Genomic DNA, 14,656 nt, shown 5'->3' with positions numbered 1-14,656 from the left:
ATTAGCTAACGAAAGAGGTTATAGCAGTGGCTAAGGAAAAATTTGAGCGTTCGAAGCCGCACGTCAACGTCGGCACCATTGGTCACGTCGATCACGGCAAGACCACTCTGACTGCGGCTCTGACTCGCGTCTCTGCAGAAGTCTTCGGTGGTGACGCGCGTGCGTTTGACTCCATCGATAATGCCCCGGAAGAGCGTGAGCGTGGTATCACCATCTCCACCGCTCACGTGGAATATCAGTCCGAAGTGCGTCACTACGCGCACGTCGACTGCCCGGGTCACGCCGACTACGTCAAGAACATGATCACCGGTGCTGCCCAGATGGACGGCGCTATCCTGGTCTGTTCCGCTGCTGACGGCCCCATGCCGCAGACTCGCGAGCACATCCTGCTGTCCCGTCAGGTCGGCGTTCCGTTCATCGTTGTCTTCCTGAACAAGGCTGACATGGTCGATGACGAAGAACTGCTCGAGCTGGTCGAGATGGAAGTTCGTGAACTCCTGAGCGAGTACGACTTCCCGGGCGACGACACTCCGATCATCATCGGCTCTGCCCTGATGGCTCTGGAAGGCAAGGACGACAACGGCATGGGTACTACCGCCGTTGCCAACCTGATCAAGGCCCTGGATGCGTACATCCCGGAGCCGGAGCGTGCTATCGACCAGCCGTTCCTGATGCCGATCGAAGACGTCTTCTCCATCTCTGGCCGCGGTACCGTCGTCACTGGCCGTATCGAGCGTGGTCTGGTCAAGACTGGCGAAGAGATCGAGATCATCGGCGTGCGTGACACCACCAAGACTACCGTTACCGGTGTCGAGATGTTCCGCAAGCTGCTGGACGAAGGTCGTGCTGGCGAAAACGTCGGCGCCCTGCTGCGCGGCACCAAGCGTGATGACGTCGAGCGTGGCCAGGTTCTGGCCAAGCCGGGCTCCATCAAGCCGCACACCAAGTTCGAAGCCGAAGTCTACGTCCTGTCCAAGGAAGAAGGCGGTCGTCACACTCCGTTCTTCAAAGGCTATCGTCCGCAGTTCTACTTCCGTACCACTGACATCACTGGTACCTGTGAGCTGCCGGAAGGCGTCGAGATGGTCATGCCGGGCGACAACGTCCAGATGGTCGTGTCTCTGATCGCTCCGATCGCCATGGAAGATGGTCTGCGTTTCGCTATCCGTGAAGGCGGTCGTACCGTCGGCGCTGGCGTCGTGGCCAAAATCGTCGAGTAAGGTTCTCCTTACCTGACACAGAAGGGGGCCCTGATGGGCCCCCTTTTCTCGCATGTTTGACACCTGATGTCAGTCTGCCTATAATGCGCATCCTTTGAATGCGTGGGTGACGGCCTACGCCGTCGACATCCATTGGAGTTTTGGGCAATGCAAAACCAGAAGATTCGCATCCGGTTGAAAGCATTCGACCACCGTCTGATCGACCAGTCCTCTGCAGAGATCGTTGAAACTGCAAAGCGTACCGGTGCTCAGGTTCGTGGCCCGATCCCGCTGCCGACCCGTCGCGAGCGTTACACCATCCTGGTCTCTCCGCACGTCAACAAGGACGCGCGTGACCAGTATGAGATTCGTACCCACAAGCGCGTTCTCGACATCGTCGAGCCGACAGAGAAGACTGTCGACGCGCTGATGAAGCTTGACCTGGCTGCCGGTGTGGACGTCCAGATCAAGGTTGACTGATACCTCACTAGTCACTGCGGCCCAGCGCTCTCACTGATAGAGCAGCAGCCGCCACGCCGGGATGGCGTCATACAATGTGCTAGTGGAATGCTCTGGAAAGGGCAGCCATAGCGGGTGACAGCCCCGTACACTAAAGGAGACTGAACATGTCTATCGGTTTAGTCGGTAAGAAGGCCGGGATGACCCGTGTCTTCACCGAAGCTGGCGCCTCTGTGCCGGTTACCGTGATTGAAGTTGAGCCGAACCGCATCGTGACCATCAAGTCTCTCGAGACTGACGGCTACAATGCTATTCAGGTGACAACTGGCTCTCGTAAAGCCAAGCACCTCACCAAGGCAACTGCTGGTCAGTATGCCAAGGCGGGTGTTGAGGCTGGCCGTACCCTGATGGAATTCCGCCTGAACGAAGGCGACGAAGCTCCTGCAGTGGGCGGCGAACTCACCGTATCCCTCTTTGAAGCTGGTCAAAAGATTGACGTGACCGGCACCTCCAAGGGTAAAGGTTTCCAGGGCGCAGTTAAGCGCTGGAACTTCCGCACCCAAGACGCTACCCACGGTAACTCACTGTCGCACCGCGCGCCGGGTTCCATCGGTAACTGTCAGACCCCGGGCCGCGTCTTCAAAGGTAAGAAGATGGCTGGCCAGATGGGCAACGTCCGTTCCACCGTCCAGAGCCTGGAAGTGGTCCGCGTCGACGCTGAACGCAATCTTCTGCTGGTCAAGGGTGCCGTTCCAGGTGCTCCGGGCGGCGAAGTGATCGTGCGTTCCGCTGTGAAAGCTCGCTGAGGGGAATTAACCGATGAATCTTAATCTTGCAGGTGCAGGCGGCGCAGTAGACGTCTCCGATGCCACCTTTGGTAAGGACTTCAACGAGGCTCTGGTTCACCAGGTCGTCACCGCCTATCTGGCTGGTGCACGTCAAGGTACCGTGGCTCAGAAGACCCGTTCTGACGTGTCCGGCGGTGGCAAGAAGCCGTGGCGTCAGAAAGGTACTGGTCGTGCACGTGCCGGTACCATCCGTTCCCCGCTGTGGCGTTCTGGCGGTGTGACCTTTGCGGCGCGTCCTCAGGACCACTCGCACAAGGTCAACCGCAAGATGTATCGCGCTGCCATGCGTTCCATCCTGTCCGAGCTGGTCCGTCAGGATCGCCTGGTCGCGGTCGACGCTATCAGCGTCGAAGCTCCGAAGACCAAGCTGCTGATCGCCAAGCTCCAGGAACTGGGCCTTGAGAAAGCGCTGATCGTCACTGAAGAGCAGGACGTCAACCTGTACCTGGCCGCGCGCAACATCCCGTATGTTGACGTCGTCAATGTCGCTGGCGCTGACCCGGTCAGCCTCGTCGGTTACGACAAGGTGCTGATGACTGTCGCTGCCCTGCGCAAGTTCGAGGAGAACCTGGGATGAATCAGGAACGCGTATTCAAGGTCCTGCTTGGTCCTCACATGACCGAGAAGGCCGCGGTCGCTGCCGAGAACAACCAGTACGTGTTCAAGGTTGCCAGCGACGCGACAAAGCCCGAAATCAAGAAAGCCGTCGAAGCGCTGTTTGGTAAGAAAGTCGATCGTGTTCAGGTTCTGAACATGAAAGGCAAGACCAAGCGCACCGCTCGCGGTGTTGGTCGTCGCGCTGGTTATCGCAAGGCCTATGTAACTCTGGCCGCCGGCGAGACCATCGAAGACTTCTCTGGCGCCGAGTAAGGCAGGAGTACGGAACATGGCAATTGTTAAGACAAAACCTACCTCCGCCGGTCGCCGCCACCTGGTAAAGGTCGTCAATGACGAACTTTTCAAAGGTCGCGCGTACGCTCCGCTGCTTGAAAAGCAGTCAAAGTCCGGTGGTCGTAACAATAATGGTCGCATCACTACTCGCCACATCGGCGGTGGTCATCGTCACCATTACCGTCTGGTCGATTTCAAGCGCAACAAGGATGGCATTCCGGCCATCGTTGAGCGTCTGGAGTACGATCCGAACCGTAGCGCGAACATCGCGCTGGTGAAGTACCTTGACGGCGAACGTCGCTACATCATTGCACCGAAAGGTGTCTCTGCTGGCGATCGTCTCGAGTCTGGTGTTAACGCACCGATCAAGAAAGGCAACGCTCTGCCGCTGCGCAATGTCCCGGTGGGTTCCACCGTTCACTGTGTAGAGCTGAAGCCAGGCAAGGGCGCCCAGATCGCTCGTAGTGCAGGTACCAGTGCCCAGGTCGTGGCACGTGACGGTAACTACACCACGCTGCGTCTGCGCTCTGGCGAGATGCGTAAGGTGCTGTCCGAATGCCGTGCAACTCTCGGCGAAGTGGGCAACTCCGAGCACAGCCTCCGTCAACTGGGCAAGGCCGGTGCTAAGCGTTGGAGAGGCGTGCGCCCGACTGTTCGCGGTGTCGCGATGAACCCGGTCGATCACCCGCATGGTGGTGGTGAAGGTCGTACCTCTGGTGGCCGTCACCCGGTCAGCCCGTGGGGCGTCCCGACCAAGGGTCACAAGACTCGCAAGAACAAGCGCACCGATAAGCTTATCGTCCGTCGCCGCAAGGCCAAGTAACAGATATTGAGGGGTAACGGCTGTGCCACGTTCACTGAAGAAAGGTCCTTTTATTGACCTTCATCTGCTGAAGAAGGTTGAGACAGCAGTGGAAAAGAACGACCGCAAACCGATCAAGACCTGGTCGCGTCGTTCCATGATCCTGCCGAACATGGTCGGGCTCACCATTGCCGTCCATAACGGTCGCCAGCATGTCCCGGTTCTCGTTTCTGAGGAAATGGTCGGTCACAAGCTCGGCGAGTTTGCTGCCACCCGCACATACCGCGGGCACGCTGCAGATAAAAAAGCCAAACGGTAAGCCAGAGAGGATTTAAGAGATGGAAGTAGCTGCTAAGCTGCGCGGCGCTCGTTTATCCGCCCAGAAGGCCCGTTTGGTGGCTGACCAGGTGCGCGGTAAGCCGGTCGCCGAGGCGCTGAATCTGCTCGCTTTCTCACCGAAGAAGGCCGCGAAGATTGTTCGCAAGGTTCTGCAGTCCGCGATCGCGAATGCGGAAGAAAACAACGGCATGGACATTGACGAGCTTCGCGTCTCGACTATCTGTGTCGACGAGGGCATGACGCTCAAGCGCATCCAGCCACGTGCCAAAGGCCGTGCGGATCGTATCTTGAAGCGCACTTGTCATATCACCGTCAAGGTAGCCGAGAAGTAGGAGACGACCAATGGGTCAGAAAGTTAATCCGACAGGTTTCCGACTGGGTATTGTCAAGGATCATACCTCTGTCTGGTACGCCGAAGGCGCTACCTATGCCGACAAACTGAACAACGATCTGCAGGTGCGTGGATTCCTGGAAGAGCGTCTGAAAAGCGCTTCCGTGAGCCGCATCAGCATCGAGCGTCCGGCAAACAACGCCCGTATTACCATTCACACCGCCCGTCCGGGTATCGTGATCGGTAAGAAAGGTGAAGATGTCGACCGCCTTCGTCGTGAAGTTTCCGAGATGATGGGCGTTCCCGTCCACATCAACATCGAGGAGATTCGCAAGCCGGAACTCGATGCCAAGCTGGTTGCTGCCAATGTGGCAGGTCAGCTCGAGCGTCGTGTCATGTTCCGTCGTGCGATGAAGCGTGCTGTGCAGAACGCAATGCGTCTGGGCGCCAAGGGCATCAAGATTCAGCTCTCTGGTCGTCTCGGCGGTGCCGAAATCGCCCGTACCGAATGGTACCGCGAAGGCCGCGTTCCGCTTCACACCCTGCGTGCTGACATTGATTACTCCACCTTCGAAGCTCACACCACCTACGGCATCATTGGTGTCAAGGTCTGGATCTTCAAAGGCGAGATCCTCGGTGGCATCGAAGAGGTGCGAGCCAAGGCGAAGCAGCCCGCGTCCGCACCCAAGAAGAAAGGCAAGTAAGGGGGTAATCGATGTTACAGCCCAAGCGTATGAAATTCCGCAAGATGCAGAAAGGTCGCAACCGTGGCCTGGCGCATCGCGGAAGCAAGGTAAGCTTTGGTGAGTTTGGCCTGAAAGCCACCGGCCGTGGTCGTATCACCGCTCGTCAGATCGAAGCTGGCCGTCGTGCCATCACTCGTCACGTCAAGCGTGGCGGTAAGATCTGGATCCGTGTCTTCCCAGACAAGCCGATCTCCAACAAGCCGTTGGAAGTTCGTATGGGTAAAGGTAAGGGTTCTGTCGAGTACTGGGTCGCTCAGATCCAGCCCGGCAAGGTCCTCTACGAGATCGAAGGTGTGTCCGAAGAGCTGGCCCGTGAAGCATTTAGCCTGGCCGCTATGAAGATGCCGATCTCCACCACCTTTGTTAAGCGGACGGTGATGTGATGAAAGCCCAAGAACTCCGTGAAAAGTCAGTCGAGGCGCTCCAGGAGCAGTTGTTCGAACTGCTGCGTGAGCAATTCAATCTGCGCATGCAGAAGGCAACAGGCCAGCTGAGCCAGGTTCACCTGCTCAAGCAGACTCGTCGCCAAATTGCTCAGGTTAAGACTGTGCTCAACCAGAAGTCAGGTGAGTAAAATGGCCGAAGAAACTAAAGCACGCACACTCACCGGCAAGGTGGTGAGTGACAAGATGGAAAAATCCATCGTTGTCATGGTCGAGCGCCGTGAGCGTCACCCGATCTATGGCAAGTACCTGAGACGCTCCACCAAGCTGCACGCCCATGATGAGGCGAATCAGGCTCGGATCGGTGACACCGTCTCTATCGCCGAGACTCGTCCGCTGTCCAAGAAGAAAGCCTGGACCCTGGTCGAGGTGGTTGAACAGGCCAAGGGTTAATCCCTAGGCCAGTTCCCACCAGGCAGTCAGATTAGGTTTGGAGAAAACCGATGATTCAGACTCAGACAATGCTGGATGTCGCCGACAACAGTGGCGCGCGCCGGGTGCAATGCATCAAGGTGCTGGGTGGTTCACACCGCCGTTACGCTCGTGTTGGAGACATCATCAAGGTCACCGTCAAAGAAGCTATCCCGCGTGGCAAGGTCAAGAAAGGCCAGGTCATGAAGGCAGTGGTCGTTCGTACCAAAGCCGGTGTCCGTCGTAATGACGGTTCCGTGATCCGCTTCGACGGTAATGCGGCCGTTCTGTTGAACAACACCAACGAACAGCCGATCGGTACCCGTATCTTCGGCCCGGTTACCCGTGAACTTCGCAGTGAGAAGTTCATGAAGATCATTTCCCTGGCGCCCGAAGTGCTGTAAGGAGCGGAAGCGGATATGCAAAAGATCAAACGTGACGATGAAGTCATCGTCATCGCCGGGAAGGACAAGGGCAAGCGCGGTACCATCAGCAAGGTGCTGAAAGGTGAGCGTCTGCTCGTGTCCGGTGTGAATATGATCAAGCGTCACACCAAGCCCAACCCGATGCTGGGCACCCAGGGGGGTATCGTCGAGCGCGAGGCTCCGATTCACGCGTCCAACGTGGCCATCTTCAACCAGGAGACCGGCAAGGCGGATCGTGTCGGAATCCAGGTACAGGAAGACGGTACTAAGGTACGCATCTTTAAGTCGACTCAGAAGCTGATCGACGCCTAACGCGAGTCGGGTACAACATGGCGAACTTGAAAGAACGTTATCAGAACGAAGTGGCCGCCCAGCTTAAAGAGCAGTTCGGCTACGCCAATGTGATGCAGGTTCCCCGCATCACCAAGGTGACCCTGAACATGGGTATCGGTGAAGCCACCGCTGACAAGAAGCTGATCGACAACGCGTTTGCCGATCTCCAGATGCTTTCTGGTCAGAAGCCCATCGTCACCAAGGCACGCAAGTCCATCGCTGGCTTCAAAGTCCGCGAAGGATGGCCGATCGGTGTTAAGGTGACCCTGCGCAGCGATCGTATGTGGGACTTCCTGGACCGTCTCGTGAACGTGGCTATCCCGCGCGTTCGTGACTTCCGTGGTCTGAACCCGAAGTCCTTCGATGGCCGTGGAAACTACTCCATGGGTGTGCGTGAGCAGATCATCTTCCCGGAGATCGAGTATGATAAGATCGACCGGATTCGTGGCCTGGACATCACCATCACCACTAGCGCCAACACCGATGATGAAGGTCGTGCGTTGCTGGGCGCGCTGAACTTCCCGTTCAAGAAATAAGGGTGGATCATGGCAAAGAAAAGCATGGTTGAGCGCGAGCTCAAGCGCACCAAGCTGGTCGCTAAGTACGCCGCCAAACGCGACGCACTGAAGACCATCATCAACGACGTCAACGCTTCTGAAGAAGAGCGCTTCGACGCACAGCTGAAGCTGCAGCAGCTGCCGCGTGATGCCAGCCCGGTCCGTCAGCGTAACCGCTGCCGTATCACTGGCCGTCCGCACGGCTACTACAACAAGTTCGGCCTGAGCCGCAACAAGCTGCGTGAAGCCGCTATGCGTGGTGACGTGCCTGGTCTGACCAAGTCCAGCTGGTAACACCACTGCAAGAATTCAGGAGCGCAACGTAAATGAGCATGCAAGACACTCTGGCGGATATGTTCACTCGTATCCGCAATGCGCAGATGGCCACCAAGGAGACGGTTACCATGCCGTCTTCCAAGCTCAAGGTTGAAGTGGCCCGCGTATTGAAGGAAGAGGGTTATATTTCCGAGTTTGCCGTCGCAGAAGGCGCCAAGCCGGAACTGACCGTGACCCTCAAGTACTTCGAAGGCAAGTCGGTTATCGAGAGCATCAAGCGTATTTCCAAGCCGTCCCTGCGCCAGTACAAAGGCAAGGGTGAGCTTCCGAAAGTCGCAGATGGCCTGGGTATTGCGATCGTTTCCACCTCCCGGGGCGTGATGACCGATCGTGCGGCCCGTCAAGCTGGTGTCGGCGGCGAAGTCCTCTGCACCGTATTCTAGGAGTTTGGAATGTCCCGCGTAGCCAAGTATCCGGTTAAATTGCCGAACGGCGTCGAGGCAAAGCTCGACGGCGACAAGCTGACCGTGAAGGGCAGCAAAGGCCAGCTGGAACTGACCGTCCACCAGGACGTGGTCATCTCTATGGAAGAAGGTCAAATGACCTTCGCTCCGTCCGAGACCGCCAAGAACTGGGCAATGGTTGGTACCACTCGTGCTCTGGTCAACAACATGGTGTCTGGTGTTTCCGAAGGCTTCACCAAGTCTCTGGAAATCAATGGTGTGGGTTATCGTGCCCAGGCCAAAGGCCAGACAATCAACCTGACACTGGGCTTCTCACACCCGGTCGACTATGAACTGCCGGCAAGTGTTACGGCTGAAACGCCGAAGAACACTCAGATCGTCCTCACGTCTGCTGACAAGCAGGCTTTGGGTCAGGTCGCCGCAGAGATTCGCGCATTCCGTCCGCCGGAGCCCTACAAGGGCAAAGGTATTCGGTACAGCGACGAAGTCGTCCGTCGTAAAGAAGCCAAGAAGAAGTAAGGCAGGGTTATGAACGCGAAGAAAGAATCTCGTCTCCGTCGTGCCCGCCGCGCTCGTGCGAAAATCCGCGAGCTGGGCGTGTTTCGCCTGTGCGTGAACCGCACCCCGCGTCACATCTACGCGCAGATCATCTCGCCGGATGGCGGCCAGGTCCTGGCCACCGCATCCACGCTCGACAAGAGCCTGCGCGAAGGTTCTACCGGTAACTCGGACTCCGCCGCCAAGGTGGGTGCTCTGATTGCCGAGCGCGCGAAGGAAGCGGGTATCAAGCAAGTGGCTTTCGATCGCTCCGGGTACAAGTACCACGGTCGCGTGAAGGCCCTGGCCGATGCCGCACGTGAAGGCGGCCTGGAATTCTAAAGGGTTTTACGATGGCGAATATCGAACAGAAGGGCGGTGACCTGCAAGAGAAGCTCGTGCAGATCAACCGCGTCGCCAAGGTAGTCAAGGGCGGCCGTATCTTCGGTTTCACCGCTCTGACTGTCGTTGGTGACGGCAATGGTCGTGTTGGCTTCGGCCGTGGCAAGGCGCGTGAAGTGCCGGTCGCGATCCAGAAGGCAATGGACCAAGCTCGTCGCAACATGATCAAGGTTGACCTGAAGGGCCACACCCTGCAGTACCCGGTGAAGGCTCGTCACGGCGCATCCAAGATCTACATGCAGCCAGCGTCCGAAGGTACCGGCATCATTGCCGGCGGTGCGATGCGTTCCGTGCTCGAACTGGCAGGCGTCCATGACGTCCTGGCCAAGTGCTACGGTTCCACCAATCCGGTCAACGTGGTGCGCGCGACCATCAACGGTCTCGCTGCCATGAAATCTCCGGAAGACATCGCCGCCAAGCGTGGCCTGTCTGTCGACAAGATTGCGGGGTAAGGCACCATGGCAGCTAAGATCACGGTAACCCAGATCCGCAGCACCATCGGCGTCCTCGAAAAGCACAAGGCCACTATGAAAGGTCTTGGCCTGCGCCGCATCGGTCACACTGTCGAGCTGGAAGACACCCCCGCGGTACGCGGCATGATCAACAAGGTTCACTACCTTGTCCGTGTTGAGGGAGAGTAATCCATGAAATTGAATACCCTGAGTCCGGCCCCGGGCTCCAAGCACGCTGCAAAGCGTGTCGGTCGTGGTATCGGCTCCGGTCTTGGTAAGACCGGCGGTCGTGGCCACAAGGGCCAGAAGTCCCGTTCCGGTGGCAGCGTCAAGCCGGGCTTCGAAGGCGGTCAGATGCCTATGCAGCGTCGCCTGCCGAAGTTTGGTTTCACTTCCGCGAAGTCTCTGATTTCCGAAGAAGTGCGCCTGAGCGAACTGGCACTGGTAGACGGCGAGATCGTCGACCTCGAAACGCTGAAGAAGGCCAACGTGCTTCGTGATTCCACGAAGTTCGCGAAGGTCATGCTCTCCGGCGAACTGGACAAGGCAGTCACGGTTCGCGGCATTAAGGTCACCAAGGGTGCCCGTGCTGCGATCGAAGCTGCCGGTGGCAAGGTAGAGGACTAAATGGCTAAGTCAGGAAACGTACCGGCGATGCAGGGAAGTGGGTTGAGCGAACTCTGGGCGCGTTTGCGCTTCGTGTTCATCGCCATCGTGGTGTACCGAATCGGTGCACACATCCCCGTTCCCGGTATCAATCCTGACCAGCTTGCTGCCTTGTTCAGGGAAAACCAGGGCACCATCCTGAGCATGTTCAACATGTTCTCCGGTGGTGCACTGGAGCGAATGAGTATCTTCGCGCTGGGCATCATGCCCTACATATCCGCGTCGATCATCATGCAGCTCCTGACGGTGGTCTCGCCTCAGCTTGAGCAGTTGAAAAAGGAAGGCGAGGCCGGCCGTCGCAAGATCAGCCAGTACACGCGCTACGGCACGGTAGTACTGGCCCTGGTCCAATCGATCGGCATGGCAGTCGGACTGGTCGGAAACGGTGTCGCCTATTCCGCTGACTTCAGCTTCTACTTCACCGCCGTGAGTACGTTCGTGGCTGGTGCGGTGTTCCTGATGTGGCTGGGAGAGCAGATCACCGAGAAGGGTATCGGCAACGGGATCTCACTGATCATCTTTGCTGGTATTGTCGCCGGGCTGCCGAGTGCCATCGGCCAGTCTTTCGAACTGGCGCGCAATGATGGTGCCTGGAATGTGCTTCCGCTGCTGGCGCTGACGCTGCTCGCAGTCATTACCGTTGCCTTCGTGGTGTTCATCGAACGCGGCCAACGCCGCATCACGGTGAACTATCCGCGCCGTCAGGTTGGCAACAAGATGTATGCAGGTCAGAGCAGCTACTTGCCGATGAAGGTCAACATGGCCGGGGTCATCCCGCCGATCTTCGCGTCAAGCATCCTGCTGTTCCCTGCGTCGATGGGTCAATGGTTTGGCCAGAGTGAAAGCATGCAATGGTTGCAGACGGCATCTCAGGCTCTCGGGCCGGGTCAGCCACTGTATATCTTGCTTTTCGCTGCCGCTGTAGTATTCTTCTGCTTCTTCTACACGGCGCTGGTCTTCAATCCGAAGGATGTTGCTGACAACCTCAAGAAGTCAGGAGCGTTTCTGCCGGGTATTCGCCCAGGCGAACAGACCGCCCGTTACATCGATAAGGTGATGACTCGCCTGACGCTGTTCGGCGCCCTCTACATCACCCTAGTCTCCCTGATGCCTCAATTCCTCGTTGTTGCATGGCAGGTTCCGTTCTATTTCGGCGGCACCTCTCTGCTCATCGTGGTCGTGGTGGTCATGGACTTCATGGCCCAGGTGCAGTCGCATCTGATGTCAAATCAGTATGCGTCGGTGATGAAGAAGGCCAACCTCAAAGGCTATGGCAGCGGTGGCATGATGCGCTGATTGCGCAGCCCCTGTTAGCAAACTGGAGAGAACGATGAAAGTTCGAGCTTCCGTCAAGAAAATTTGCCGTAACTGCAAGATCATTCGGCGTCGTGGCGCAGTGCGGGTCATCTGCACTGAGCCCCGCCACAAGCAGCGTCAGGGTTAATTCCCTCGACCCGCTTAGCTGAATACAAGCTCGGGTGCTGGCATACCCCCTTGTTCCCAATGGGATCAAGGGGTATGCTATTGCGCCCTTTGTGGATGTAAAATCCGCCGCTAACCTTTCGGAGAAAACTGATGGCCCGTATTGCTGGCGTCAATATCCCGGACAACAAGCACGCGGCGATCTCGCTGACTTATATCTTCGGGATTGGCCGTACGCGTGCACAGCAGATCTGCGCCGCTCTCGGTTTAGAACCGAGCGTCAAGATCGCTGATCTGTCTGTTGAACAACTGGACCTGGTTCGTGCCGAGGTGGGTAAGTACACCGTCGAAGGCGACCTGCGTCGTGAGATCACGCTGAACATCAAGCGTCTCATGGACCTCGGTTGCTATCGTGGCCTGCGCCATCGTCGTGGTCTTCCGTTGCGCGGTCAGCGCACCAAGACCAACGCACGTACACGCAAAGGTCCGCGTAAACCGATTCGCAAGTAAACGAACTGGCGTTTAGACAGGAAACATCTAATGGCTAACCCGAGTAAGCGCAAGAAGGTTAAAAAGCAGGTAGTGGATGCCATCGCGCATATCCACGCCTCTTTTAACAACACTATCGTGACGATCACAGACCGCCAGGGCAATGCTCTTTCCTGGGCAACTGCCGGTGGTTCGGGTTTTCGTGGTTCTCGCAAGAGCACCCCGTTCGCTGCGCAAGTCGCAAGTGAACGTGCAGCGACCGCTGCAGCCGAATATGGTGTGAAGAACGTCGACGTGCTGGTCAAGGGCCCGGGTCCGGGTCGTGAGTCCGCCGTGCGTGCTCTCAATGCCGCAGGCTTCCGCGTGCAAAGCATCACCGACGTGACCCCCATCCCGCATAATGGGTGCCGTCCGCCGAAGAAACGCCGCGTTTAAGGAGACAGACTCATGGCTCGTTATATTGGACCGAAGTGCAAACTGTCTCGTCGTGAAGGCACCGACCTCTTCCTGAAGAGTGGCGTGACTCCGTTCGAGAAGAAGTGCAAATCCGAACAACCCCCGGGTGTTCATGGCCAGCGCCGTCAGCGTCTTTCAGACTACGGCCTGCAGCTGCGTGAAAAGCAGAAAGTACGTCGCATGTACGGCGTGCTGGAAAAGCAATTCCGCAACTACTACAAAGAAGCCGCTCGCCTCAAGGGTGCGACCGGTGAGGTTCTGCTCCAGCTCCTCGAGACTCGTCTCGACAACGTCGTCTACCGCATGGGCTTCGGCTCCACGCGTTCCGAGGCACGTCAGCTGGTCAGCCACAAGGCGATCGCCGTGAACGGCCGTACCGTCAACGTTGCTTCCTTCAAAGTGAAGGCTGGCGATGTGGTCACCGTTCGTGAGAAGGCCAAGAACCAGGCTCGCATCCAGCAGTCTCTGGCACTCGCTGCCAACCGCGGTGATGTCTCCTGGGTCGACGTCGACTCCAAGAAGATGGAAGGCACTTTCAAGGCTGTCCCCGAGCGTGGCGACCTGTCTGCCGATATCAACGAAAACCTGATCGTCGAGCTGTACTCCAAGTAATGTAACGCCGGGCCGATTCGTCGGCCCGGCTGGAGTACCCAGATTATCCGTTTGGCAGCCTTAAAGGTGTTCTTATGCAGCGCTCAGTGACAGAGTTTCTCCGTCCTCGCGATATCAAGGTCGAGGAAGTCAGCGCCCATCACGCGCGAATCGTCCTCGAACCCTTCGAGCGTGGTTTCGGCCACACCCTGGGGAATGCTCTGCGTCGCATCCTGCTTTCTTCCATGCCCGGCTGTGCCGTCGTGGAAGCTGAGATCGAAGGCGTTCTGCACGAGTACAGCGCCATTGAAGGGGTGCAGGAGGATGTAATCGAAATCCTGCTGAACCTCAAGGACGTGGCCATCAAGATGCATGGTCGCGACGAAGCTGTGCTGGCGCTGAACAAGAAGGGCCCGGGTATCGTGACTGCTGGCGACATCGCTGGCGACCACGATCTCGAAATCGTGAATCCGGATCACGTCATCGCTCACCTCAATGATGGTGGCGAGCTGAAGATGCAGCTCAAGATCGCTCGTGGCCGCGGCTACGAAGCGGCAGATGCTCGCATCTCTGCTGATGACGAGTCACGTGCCATTGGCCGCCTCCAGCTGGATGCGACCTTTACCCCGGTTCGTCGGGTCTCCTATGCCGTCGAGGCTGCGCGTGTTGAACAGCGCACCAACCTCGACAAGCTGGTGATCGACCTGGAAACCGACGGCACACTGGATCCGGAAGAAGCGATCCGCCGCTCCGCAACTATCCTGCAGGAGCAGCTGGCCGCCTTCGTTGATCTGGAAGCAGACAAGGAACAGGAAGTCGAAGAAGAGGAAGATCAAATCGATCCGATCCTTCTCCGTCCCGTAGACGATCTTGAGCTGACTGTTCGCAGTGCGAACTGTCTCAAGGCCGAGAATATCTATTACATCGGTGATCTCATTCAGCGCACCGAAGTTGAGCTGCTGAAGACCCCGAATCTCGGCAAGAAGTCCTTGAATGAAATCAAGGACGTGCTGTCCGCGCGTGGTCTGTCCCTCGGCATGCGGTTGGAAAACTGGCCGCCCGCAAGCCTGAAGGACGACAAGGCTTCCGCTTAAGGAAGCCCGGTCGGCTCAAGCCC

General features: G+C 57.6%; 28 protein-coding genes. All 28 read left to right on the top strand.

The features are described 5' to 3' along the window. The first annotated feature begins 26 nt into the window (after positions 1–26). The 28 genes from tuf (at position 27) to LCW13_RS16475 (ending at position 14,633) form a co-directional block, all read left to right on the top strand. Positions 27–1,220, top strand: a complete 1,194-nt coding sequence (gene tuf, locus LCW13_RS16610; RefSeq protein WP_043334873.1) for an elongation factor Tu — start codon at positions 27–29, stop codon at positions 1,218–1,220. A 147-nt stretch (positions 1,221–1,367) separates the two neighbouring features. Further along, on the top strand, positions 1,368–1,679 hold the full coding sequence (gene rpsJ / locus LCW13_RS16605) for a 30S ribosomal protein S10 (protein ID WP_024950650.1): 312 nt from the start codon (positions 1,368–1,370) through the stop codon (positions 1,677–1,679). Between the two features lie 146 nt (positions 1,680–1,825). Further along, positions 1,826–2,464: a 50S ribosomal protein L3 gene (rplC, locus tag LCW13_RS16600; protein WP_024950651.1), complete on the top strand. Its 639-nt coding sequence runs from the start codon at positions 1,826–1,828 to the stop codon at positions 2,462–2,464. A gap of 13 nt (positions 2,465–2,477) precedes the next feature. Further along, positions 2,478–3,083 (top strand): 50S ribosomal protein L4, encoded by a 606-nt coding sequence (gene rplD / locus LCW13_RS16595; protein WP_054556901.1) that lies wholly within the window; start codon positions 2,478–2,480, stop codon positions 3,081–3,083. Continuing rightward, complete coding sequence (rplW, locus tag LCW13_RS16590) at positions 3,080–3,376, top strand: 50S ribosomal protein L23 (RefSeq protein WP_043334865.1); 297 nt, start codon at positions 3,080–3,082, stop codon at positions 3,374–3,376. The genes rplD and rplW overlap by 4 nt, the downstream gene beginning before the upstream one ends. Positions 3,377–3,392: 16 nt before the next feature. Then, the gene (rplB, locus tag LCW13_RS16585; protein ID WP_043334862.1) at positions 3,393–4,220 is read left to right on the top strand and encodes a 50S ribosomal protein L2; all 828 of its coding nucleotides are present in this window, start codon (positions 3,393–3,395) and stop codon (positions 4,218–4,220) included. Positions 4,221–4,242: 22 nt separating this feature from the next. Beyond that, positions 4,243–4,518: a 30S ribosomal protein S19 gene (gene rpsS / locus LCW13_RS16580; RefSeq protein WP_024950655.1), complete on the top strand. Its 276-nt coding sequence runs from the start codon at positions 4,243–4,245 to the stop codon at positions 4,516–4,518. 19 nt (positions 4,519–4,537) lie between these two features. After that, the gene (gene rplV / locus LCW13_RS16575; RefSeq protein WP_043334859.1) at positions 4,538–4,870 is read left to right on the top strand and encodes a 50S ribosomal protein L22; all 333 of its coding nucleotides are present in this window, start codon (positions 4,538–4,540) and stop codon (positions 4,868–4,870) included. 10 nt (positions 4,871–4,880) lie between these two features. Beyond that, positions 4,881–5,573 carry a 30S ribosomal protein S3 gene (rpsC, locus tag LCW13_RS16570; RefSeq protein WP_043334856.1) on the top strand — a complete coding sequence of 231 codons (693 nt, stop codon included), beginning with the start codon at positions 4,881–4,883 and terminating at the stop codon, positions 5,571–5,573. Between the two features lie 11 nt (positions 5,574–5,584). Then, positions 5,585–5,998, top strand: coding sequence for a 50S ribosomal protein L16 (gene rplP, locus LCW13_RS16565; protein ID WP_043334854.1), 414 nt, complete (start codon positions 5,585–5,587; stop codon positions 5,996–5,998). Continuing rightward, entirely contained in the window at positions 5,998–6,189 is a 192-nt protein-coding gene (gene rpmC, locus LCW13_RS16560) for a 50S ribosomal protein L29 (RefSeq protein WP_024950659.1), read from the top strand. The genes rplP and rpmC overlap by 1 nt, the downstream gene beginning before the upstream one ends. Before the next feature lies 1 nt (position 6,190). Further along, positions 6,191–6,451 (top strand): 30S ribosomal protein S17, encoded by a 261-nt coding sequence (rpsQ, locus tag LCW13_RS16555; protein ID WP_043334852.1) that lies wholly within the window; start codon positions 6,191–6,193, stop codon positions 6,449–6,451. A gap of 50 nt (positions 6,452–6,501) precedes the next feature. Next, the gene (rplN, locus tag LCW13_RS16550; RefSeq protein ID WP_043334850.1) at positions 6,502–6,873 is read left to right on the top strand and encodes a 50S ribosomal protein L14; all 372 of its coding nucleotides are present in this window, start codon (positions 6,502–6,504) and stop codon (positions 6,871–6,873) included. Between the two features lie 15 nt (positions 6,874–6,888). Further along, positions 6,889–7,206 (top strand): 50S ribosomal protein L24, encoded by a 318-nt coding sequence (gene rplX / locus LCW13_RS16545; RefSeq protein WP_043334846.1) that lies wholly within the window; start codon positions 6,889–6,891, stop codon positions 7,204–7,206. 17 nt (positions 7,207–7,223) lie between these two features. Then, complete coding sequence (gene rplE / locus LCW13_RS16540; protein WP_043334844.1) at positions 7,224–7,763, top strand: 50S ribosomal protein L5; 540 nt, start codon at positions 7,224–7,226, stop codon at positions 7,761–7,763. A gap of 9 nt (positions 7,764–7,772) precedes the next feature. After that, positions 7,773–8,078: a 30S ribosomal protein S14 gene (gene rpsN, locus LCW13_RS16535; RefSeq protein WP_043334842.1), complete on the top strand. Its 306-nt coding sequence runs from the start codon at positions 7,773–7,775 to the stop codon at positions 8,076–8,078. 32 nt (positions 8,079–8,110) lie between these two features. Beyond that, complete coding sequence (gene rpsH / locus LCW13_RS16530; RefSeq protein WP_043334840.1) at positions 8,111–8,503, top strand: 30S ribosomal protein S8; 393 nt, start codon at positions 8,111–8,113, stop codon at positions 8,501–8,503. 9 nt (positions 8,504–8,512) lie between these two features. Further along, a complete protein-coding gene (gene rplF, locus LCW13_RS16525; RefSeq protein ID WP_166020051.1) occupies positions 8,513–9,043 on the top strand; it encodes a 50S ribosomal protein L6 in 531 nt (176 codons plus the stop codon). A 9-nt stretch (positions 9,044–9,052) separates the two neighbouring features. Next, on the top strand, positions 9,053–9,403 hold the full coding sequence (rplR, locus tag LCW13_RS16520) for a 50S ribosomal protein L18 (RefSeq protein WP_024950667.1): 351 nt from the start codon (positions 9,053–9,055) through the stop codon (positions 9,401–9,403). A gap of 11 nt (positions 9,404–9,414) precedes the next feature. Continuing rightward, positions 9,415–9,915, top strand: a complete 501-nt coding sequence (gene rpsE / locus LCW13_RS16515) for a 30S ribosomal protein S5 (protein ID WP_054556902.1) — start codon at positions 9,415–9,417, stop codon at positions 9,913–9,915. A gap of 6 nt (positions 9,916–9,921) precedes the next feature. Next, positions 9,922–10,104: a 50S ribosomal protein L30 gene (gene rpmD / locus LCW13_RS16510; protein WP_024950669.1), complete on the top strand. Its 183-nt coding sequence runs from the start codon at positions 9,922–9,924 to the stop codon at positions 10,102–10,104. Positions 10,105–10,107: 3 nt separating this feature from the next. After that, positions 10,108–10,542 (top strand): 50S ribosomal protein L15, encoded by a 435-nt coding sequence (gene rplO / locus LCW13_RS16505; protein ID WP_043334834.1) that lies wholly within the window; start codon positions 10,108–10,110, stop codon positions 10,540–10,542. After that, a complete protein-coding gene (secY, locus tag LCW13_RS16500; RefSeq protein ID WP_043334831.1) occupies positions 10,543–11,877 on the top strand; it encodes a preprotein translocase subunit SecY in 1,335 nt (444 codons plus the stop codon). Between the two features lie 34 nt (positions 11,878–11,911). Then, positions 11,912–12,025 carry a 50S ribosomal protein L36 gene (rpmJ, locus tag LCW13_RS16495; RefSeq protein ID WP_077373351.1) on the top strand — a complete coding sequence of 38 codons (114 nt, stop codon included), beginning with the start codon at positions 11,912–11,914 and terminating at the stop codon, positions 12,023–12,025. 131 nt (positions 12,026–12,156) lie between these two features. Then, complete coding sequence (gene rpsM, locus LCW13_RS16490; RefSeq protein ID WP_024950672.1) at positions 12,157–12,513, top strand: 30S ribosomal protein S13; 357 nt, start codon at positions 12,157–12,159, stop codon at positions 12,511–12,513. 30 nt (positions 12,514–12,543) lie between these two features. Next, positions 12,544–12,927: a 30S ribosomal protein S11 gene (rpsK, locus tag LCW13_RS16485; RefSeq protein WP_043334827.1), complete on the top strand. Its 384-nt coding sequence runs from the start codon at positions 12,544–12,546 to the stop codon at positions 12,925–12,927. A 12-nt stretch (positions 12,928–12,939) separates the two neighbouring features. Then, on the top strand, positions 12,940–13,560 hold the full coding sequence (rpsD, locus tag LCW13_RS16480; RefSeq protein ID WP_043334824.1) for a 30S ribosomal protein S4: 621 nt from the start codon (positions 12,940–12,942) through the stop codon (positions 13,558–13,560). A 74-nt stretch (positions 13,561–13,634) separates the two neighbouring features. Further along, positions 13,635–14,633 (top strand): DNA-directed RNA polymerase subunit alpha, encoded by a 999-nt coding sequence (locus tag LCW13_RS16475; RefSeq protein WP_043334822.1) that lies wholly within the window; start codon positions 13,635–13,637, stop codon positions 14,631–14,633. Positions 14,634–14,656 lie beyond the last annotated feature (23 nt).

The sequence above is a fragment of the Cobetia amphilecti genome, assembly GCF_020217465.1.
Classification (GTDB): Bacteria; Pseudomonadota; Gammaproteobacteria; order Pseudomonadales; family Halomonadaceae; genus Cobetia; species Cobetia amphilecti.
Note: the sequence above shows the minus strand (reverse complement) of the source record. Positions and strands in the feature narration are given on the sequence as shown.

What these genes read in the sequence shown, in the direction of transcription:
- rplX (WP_043334846.1), top strand. Translation starts at nt 6,889, where the DNA reads ATGCAAAAGATCAAACGTGACGATGAAGTCATCGTCATCGCCGGGAAG.
- secY (WP_043334831.1), top strand. Translation starts at nt 10,543, where the DNA reads ATGGCTAAGTCAGGAAACGTACCGGCGATGCAGGGAAGTGGGTTGAGC.
- rplR (WP_024950667.1), top strand. Translation starts at nt 9,053, where the DNA reads ATGAACGCGAAGAAAGAATCTCGTCTCCGTCGTGCCCGCCGCGCTCGT.
- rpsK (WP_043334827.1), top strand. Translation starts at nt 12,544, where the DNA reads ATGGCTAACCCGAGTAAGCGCAAGAAGGTTAAAAAGCAGGTAGTGGAT.
- rplC (WP_024950651.1), top strand. Translation starts at nt 1,826, where the DNA reads ATGTCTATCGGTTTAGTCGGTAAGAAGGCCGGGATGACCCGTGTCTTC.
- rpsE (WP_054556902.1), top strand. Translation starts at nt 9,415, where the DNA reads ATGGCGAATATCGAACAGAAGGGCGGTGACCTGCAAGAGAAGCTCGTG.
- rpsN (WP_043334842.1), top strand. Translation starts at nt 7,773, where the DNA reads ATGGCAAAGAAAAGCATGGTTGAGCGCGAGCTCAAGCGCACCAAGCTG.
- rplF (WP_166020051.1), top strand. Translation starts at nt 8,513, where the DNA reads ATGTCCCGCGTAGCCAAGTATCCGGTTAAATTGCCGAACGGCGTCGAG.
- rplD (WP_054556901.1), top strand. Translation starts at nt 2,478, where the DNA reads ATGAATCTTAATCTTGCAGGTGCAGGCGGCGCAGTAGACGTCTCCGAT.
- LCW13_RS16475 (WP_043334822.1), top strand. Translation starts at nt 13,635, where the DNA reads ATGCAGCGCTCAGTGACAGAGTTTCTCCGTCCTCGCGATATCAAGGTC.
- rplE (WP_043334844.1), top strand. Translation starts at nt 7,224, where the DNA reads ATGGCGAACTTGAAAGAACGTTATCAGAACGAAGTGGCCGCCCAGCTT.
- rpsQ (WP_043334852.1), top strand. Translation starts at nt 6,191, where the DNA reads ATGGCCGAAGAAACTAAAGCACGCACACTCACCGGCAAGGTGGTGAGT.
- rplN (WP_043334850.1), top strand. Translation starts at nt 6,502, where the DNA reads ATGATTCAGACTCAGACAATGCTGGATGTCGCCGACAACAGTGGCGCG.
- rpsJ (WP_024950650.1), top strand. Translation starts at nt 1,368, where the DNA reads ATGCAAAACCAGAAGATTCGCATCCGGTTGAAAGCATTCGACCACCGT.
- rplW (WP_043334865.1), top strand. Translation starts at nt 3,080, where the DNA reads ATGAATCAGGAACGCGTATTCAAGGTCCTGCTTGGTCCTCACATGACC.
- rpsC (WP_043334856.1), top strand. Translation starts at nt 4,881, where the DNA reads ATGGGTCAGAAAGTTAATCCGACAGGTTTCCGACTGGGTATTGTCAAG.
- rpsH (WP_043334840.1), top strand. Translation starts at nt 8,111, where the DNA reads ATGAGCATGCAAGACACTCTGGCGGATATGTTCACTCGTATCCGCAAT.
- rplV (WP_043334859.1), top strand. Translation starts at nt 4,538, where the DNA reads ATGGAAGTAGCTGCTAAGCTGCGCGGCGCTCGTTTATCCGCCCAGAAG.
- rplP (WP_043334854.1), top strand. Translation starts at nt 5,585, where the DNA reads ATGTTACAGCCCAAGCGTATGAAATTCCGCAAGATGCAGAAAGGTCGC.
- rplO (WP_043334834.1), top strand. Translation starts at nt 10,108, where the DNA reads ATGAAATTGAATACCCTGAGTCCGGCCCCGGGCTCCAAGCACGCTGCA.
- rpsM (WP_024950672.1), top strand. Translation starts at nt 12,157, where the DNA reads ATGGCCCGTATTGCTGGCGTCAATATCCCGGACAACAAGCACGCGGCG.
- rpmC (WP_024950659.1), top strand. Translation starts at nt 5,998, where the DNA reads ATGAAAGCCCAAGAACTCCGTGAAAAGTCAGTCGAGGCGCTCCAGGAG.
- rpmJ (WP_077373351.1), top strand. Translation starts at nt 11,912, where the DNA reads ATGAAAGTTCGAGCTTCCGTCAAGAAAATTTGCCGTAACTGCAAGATC.
- rplB (WP_043334862.1), top strand. Translation starts at nt 3,393, where the DNA reads ATGGCAATTGTTAAGACAAAACCTACCTCCGCCGGTCGCCGCCACCTG.
- rpmD (WP_024950669.1), top strand. Translation starts at nt 9,922, where the DNA reads ATGGCAGCTAAGATCACGGTAACCCAGATCCGCAGCACCATCGGCGTC.
- rpsD (WP_043334824.1), top strand. Translation starts at nt 12,940, where the DNA reads ATGGCTCGTTATATTGGACCGAAGTGCAAACTGTCTCGTCGTGAAGGC.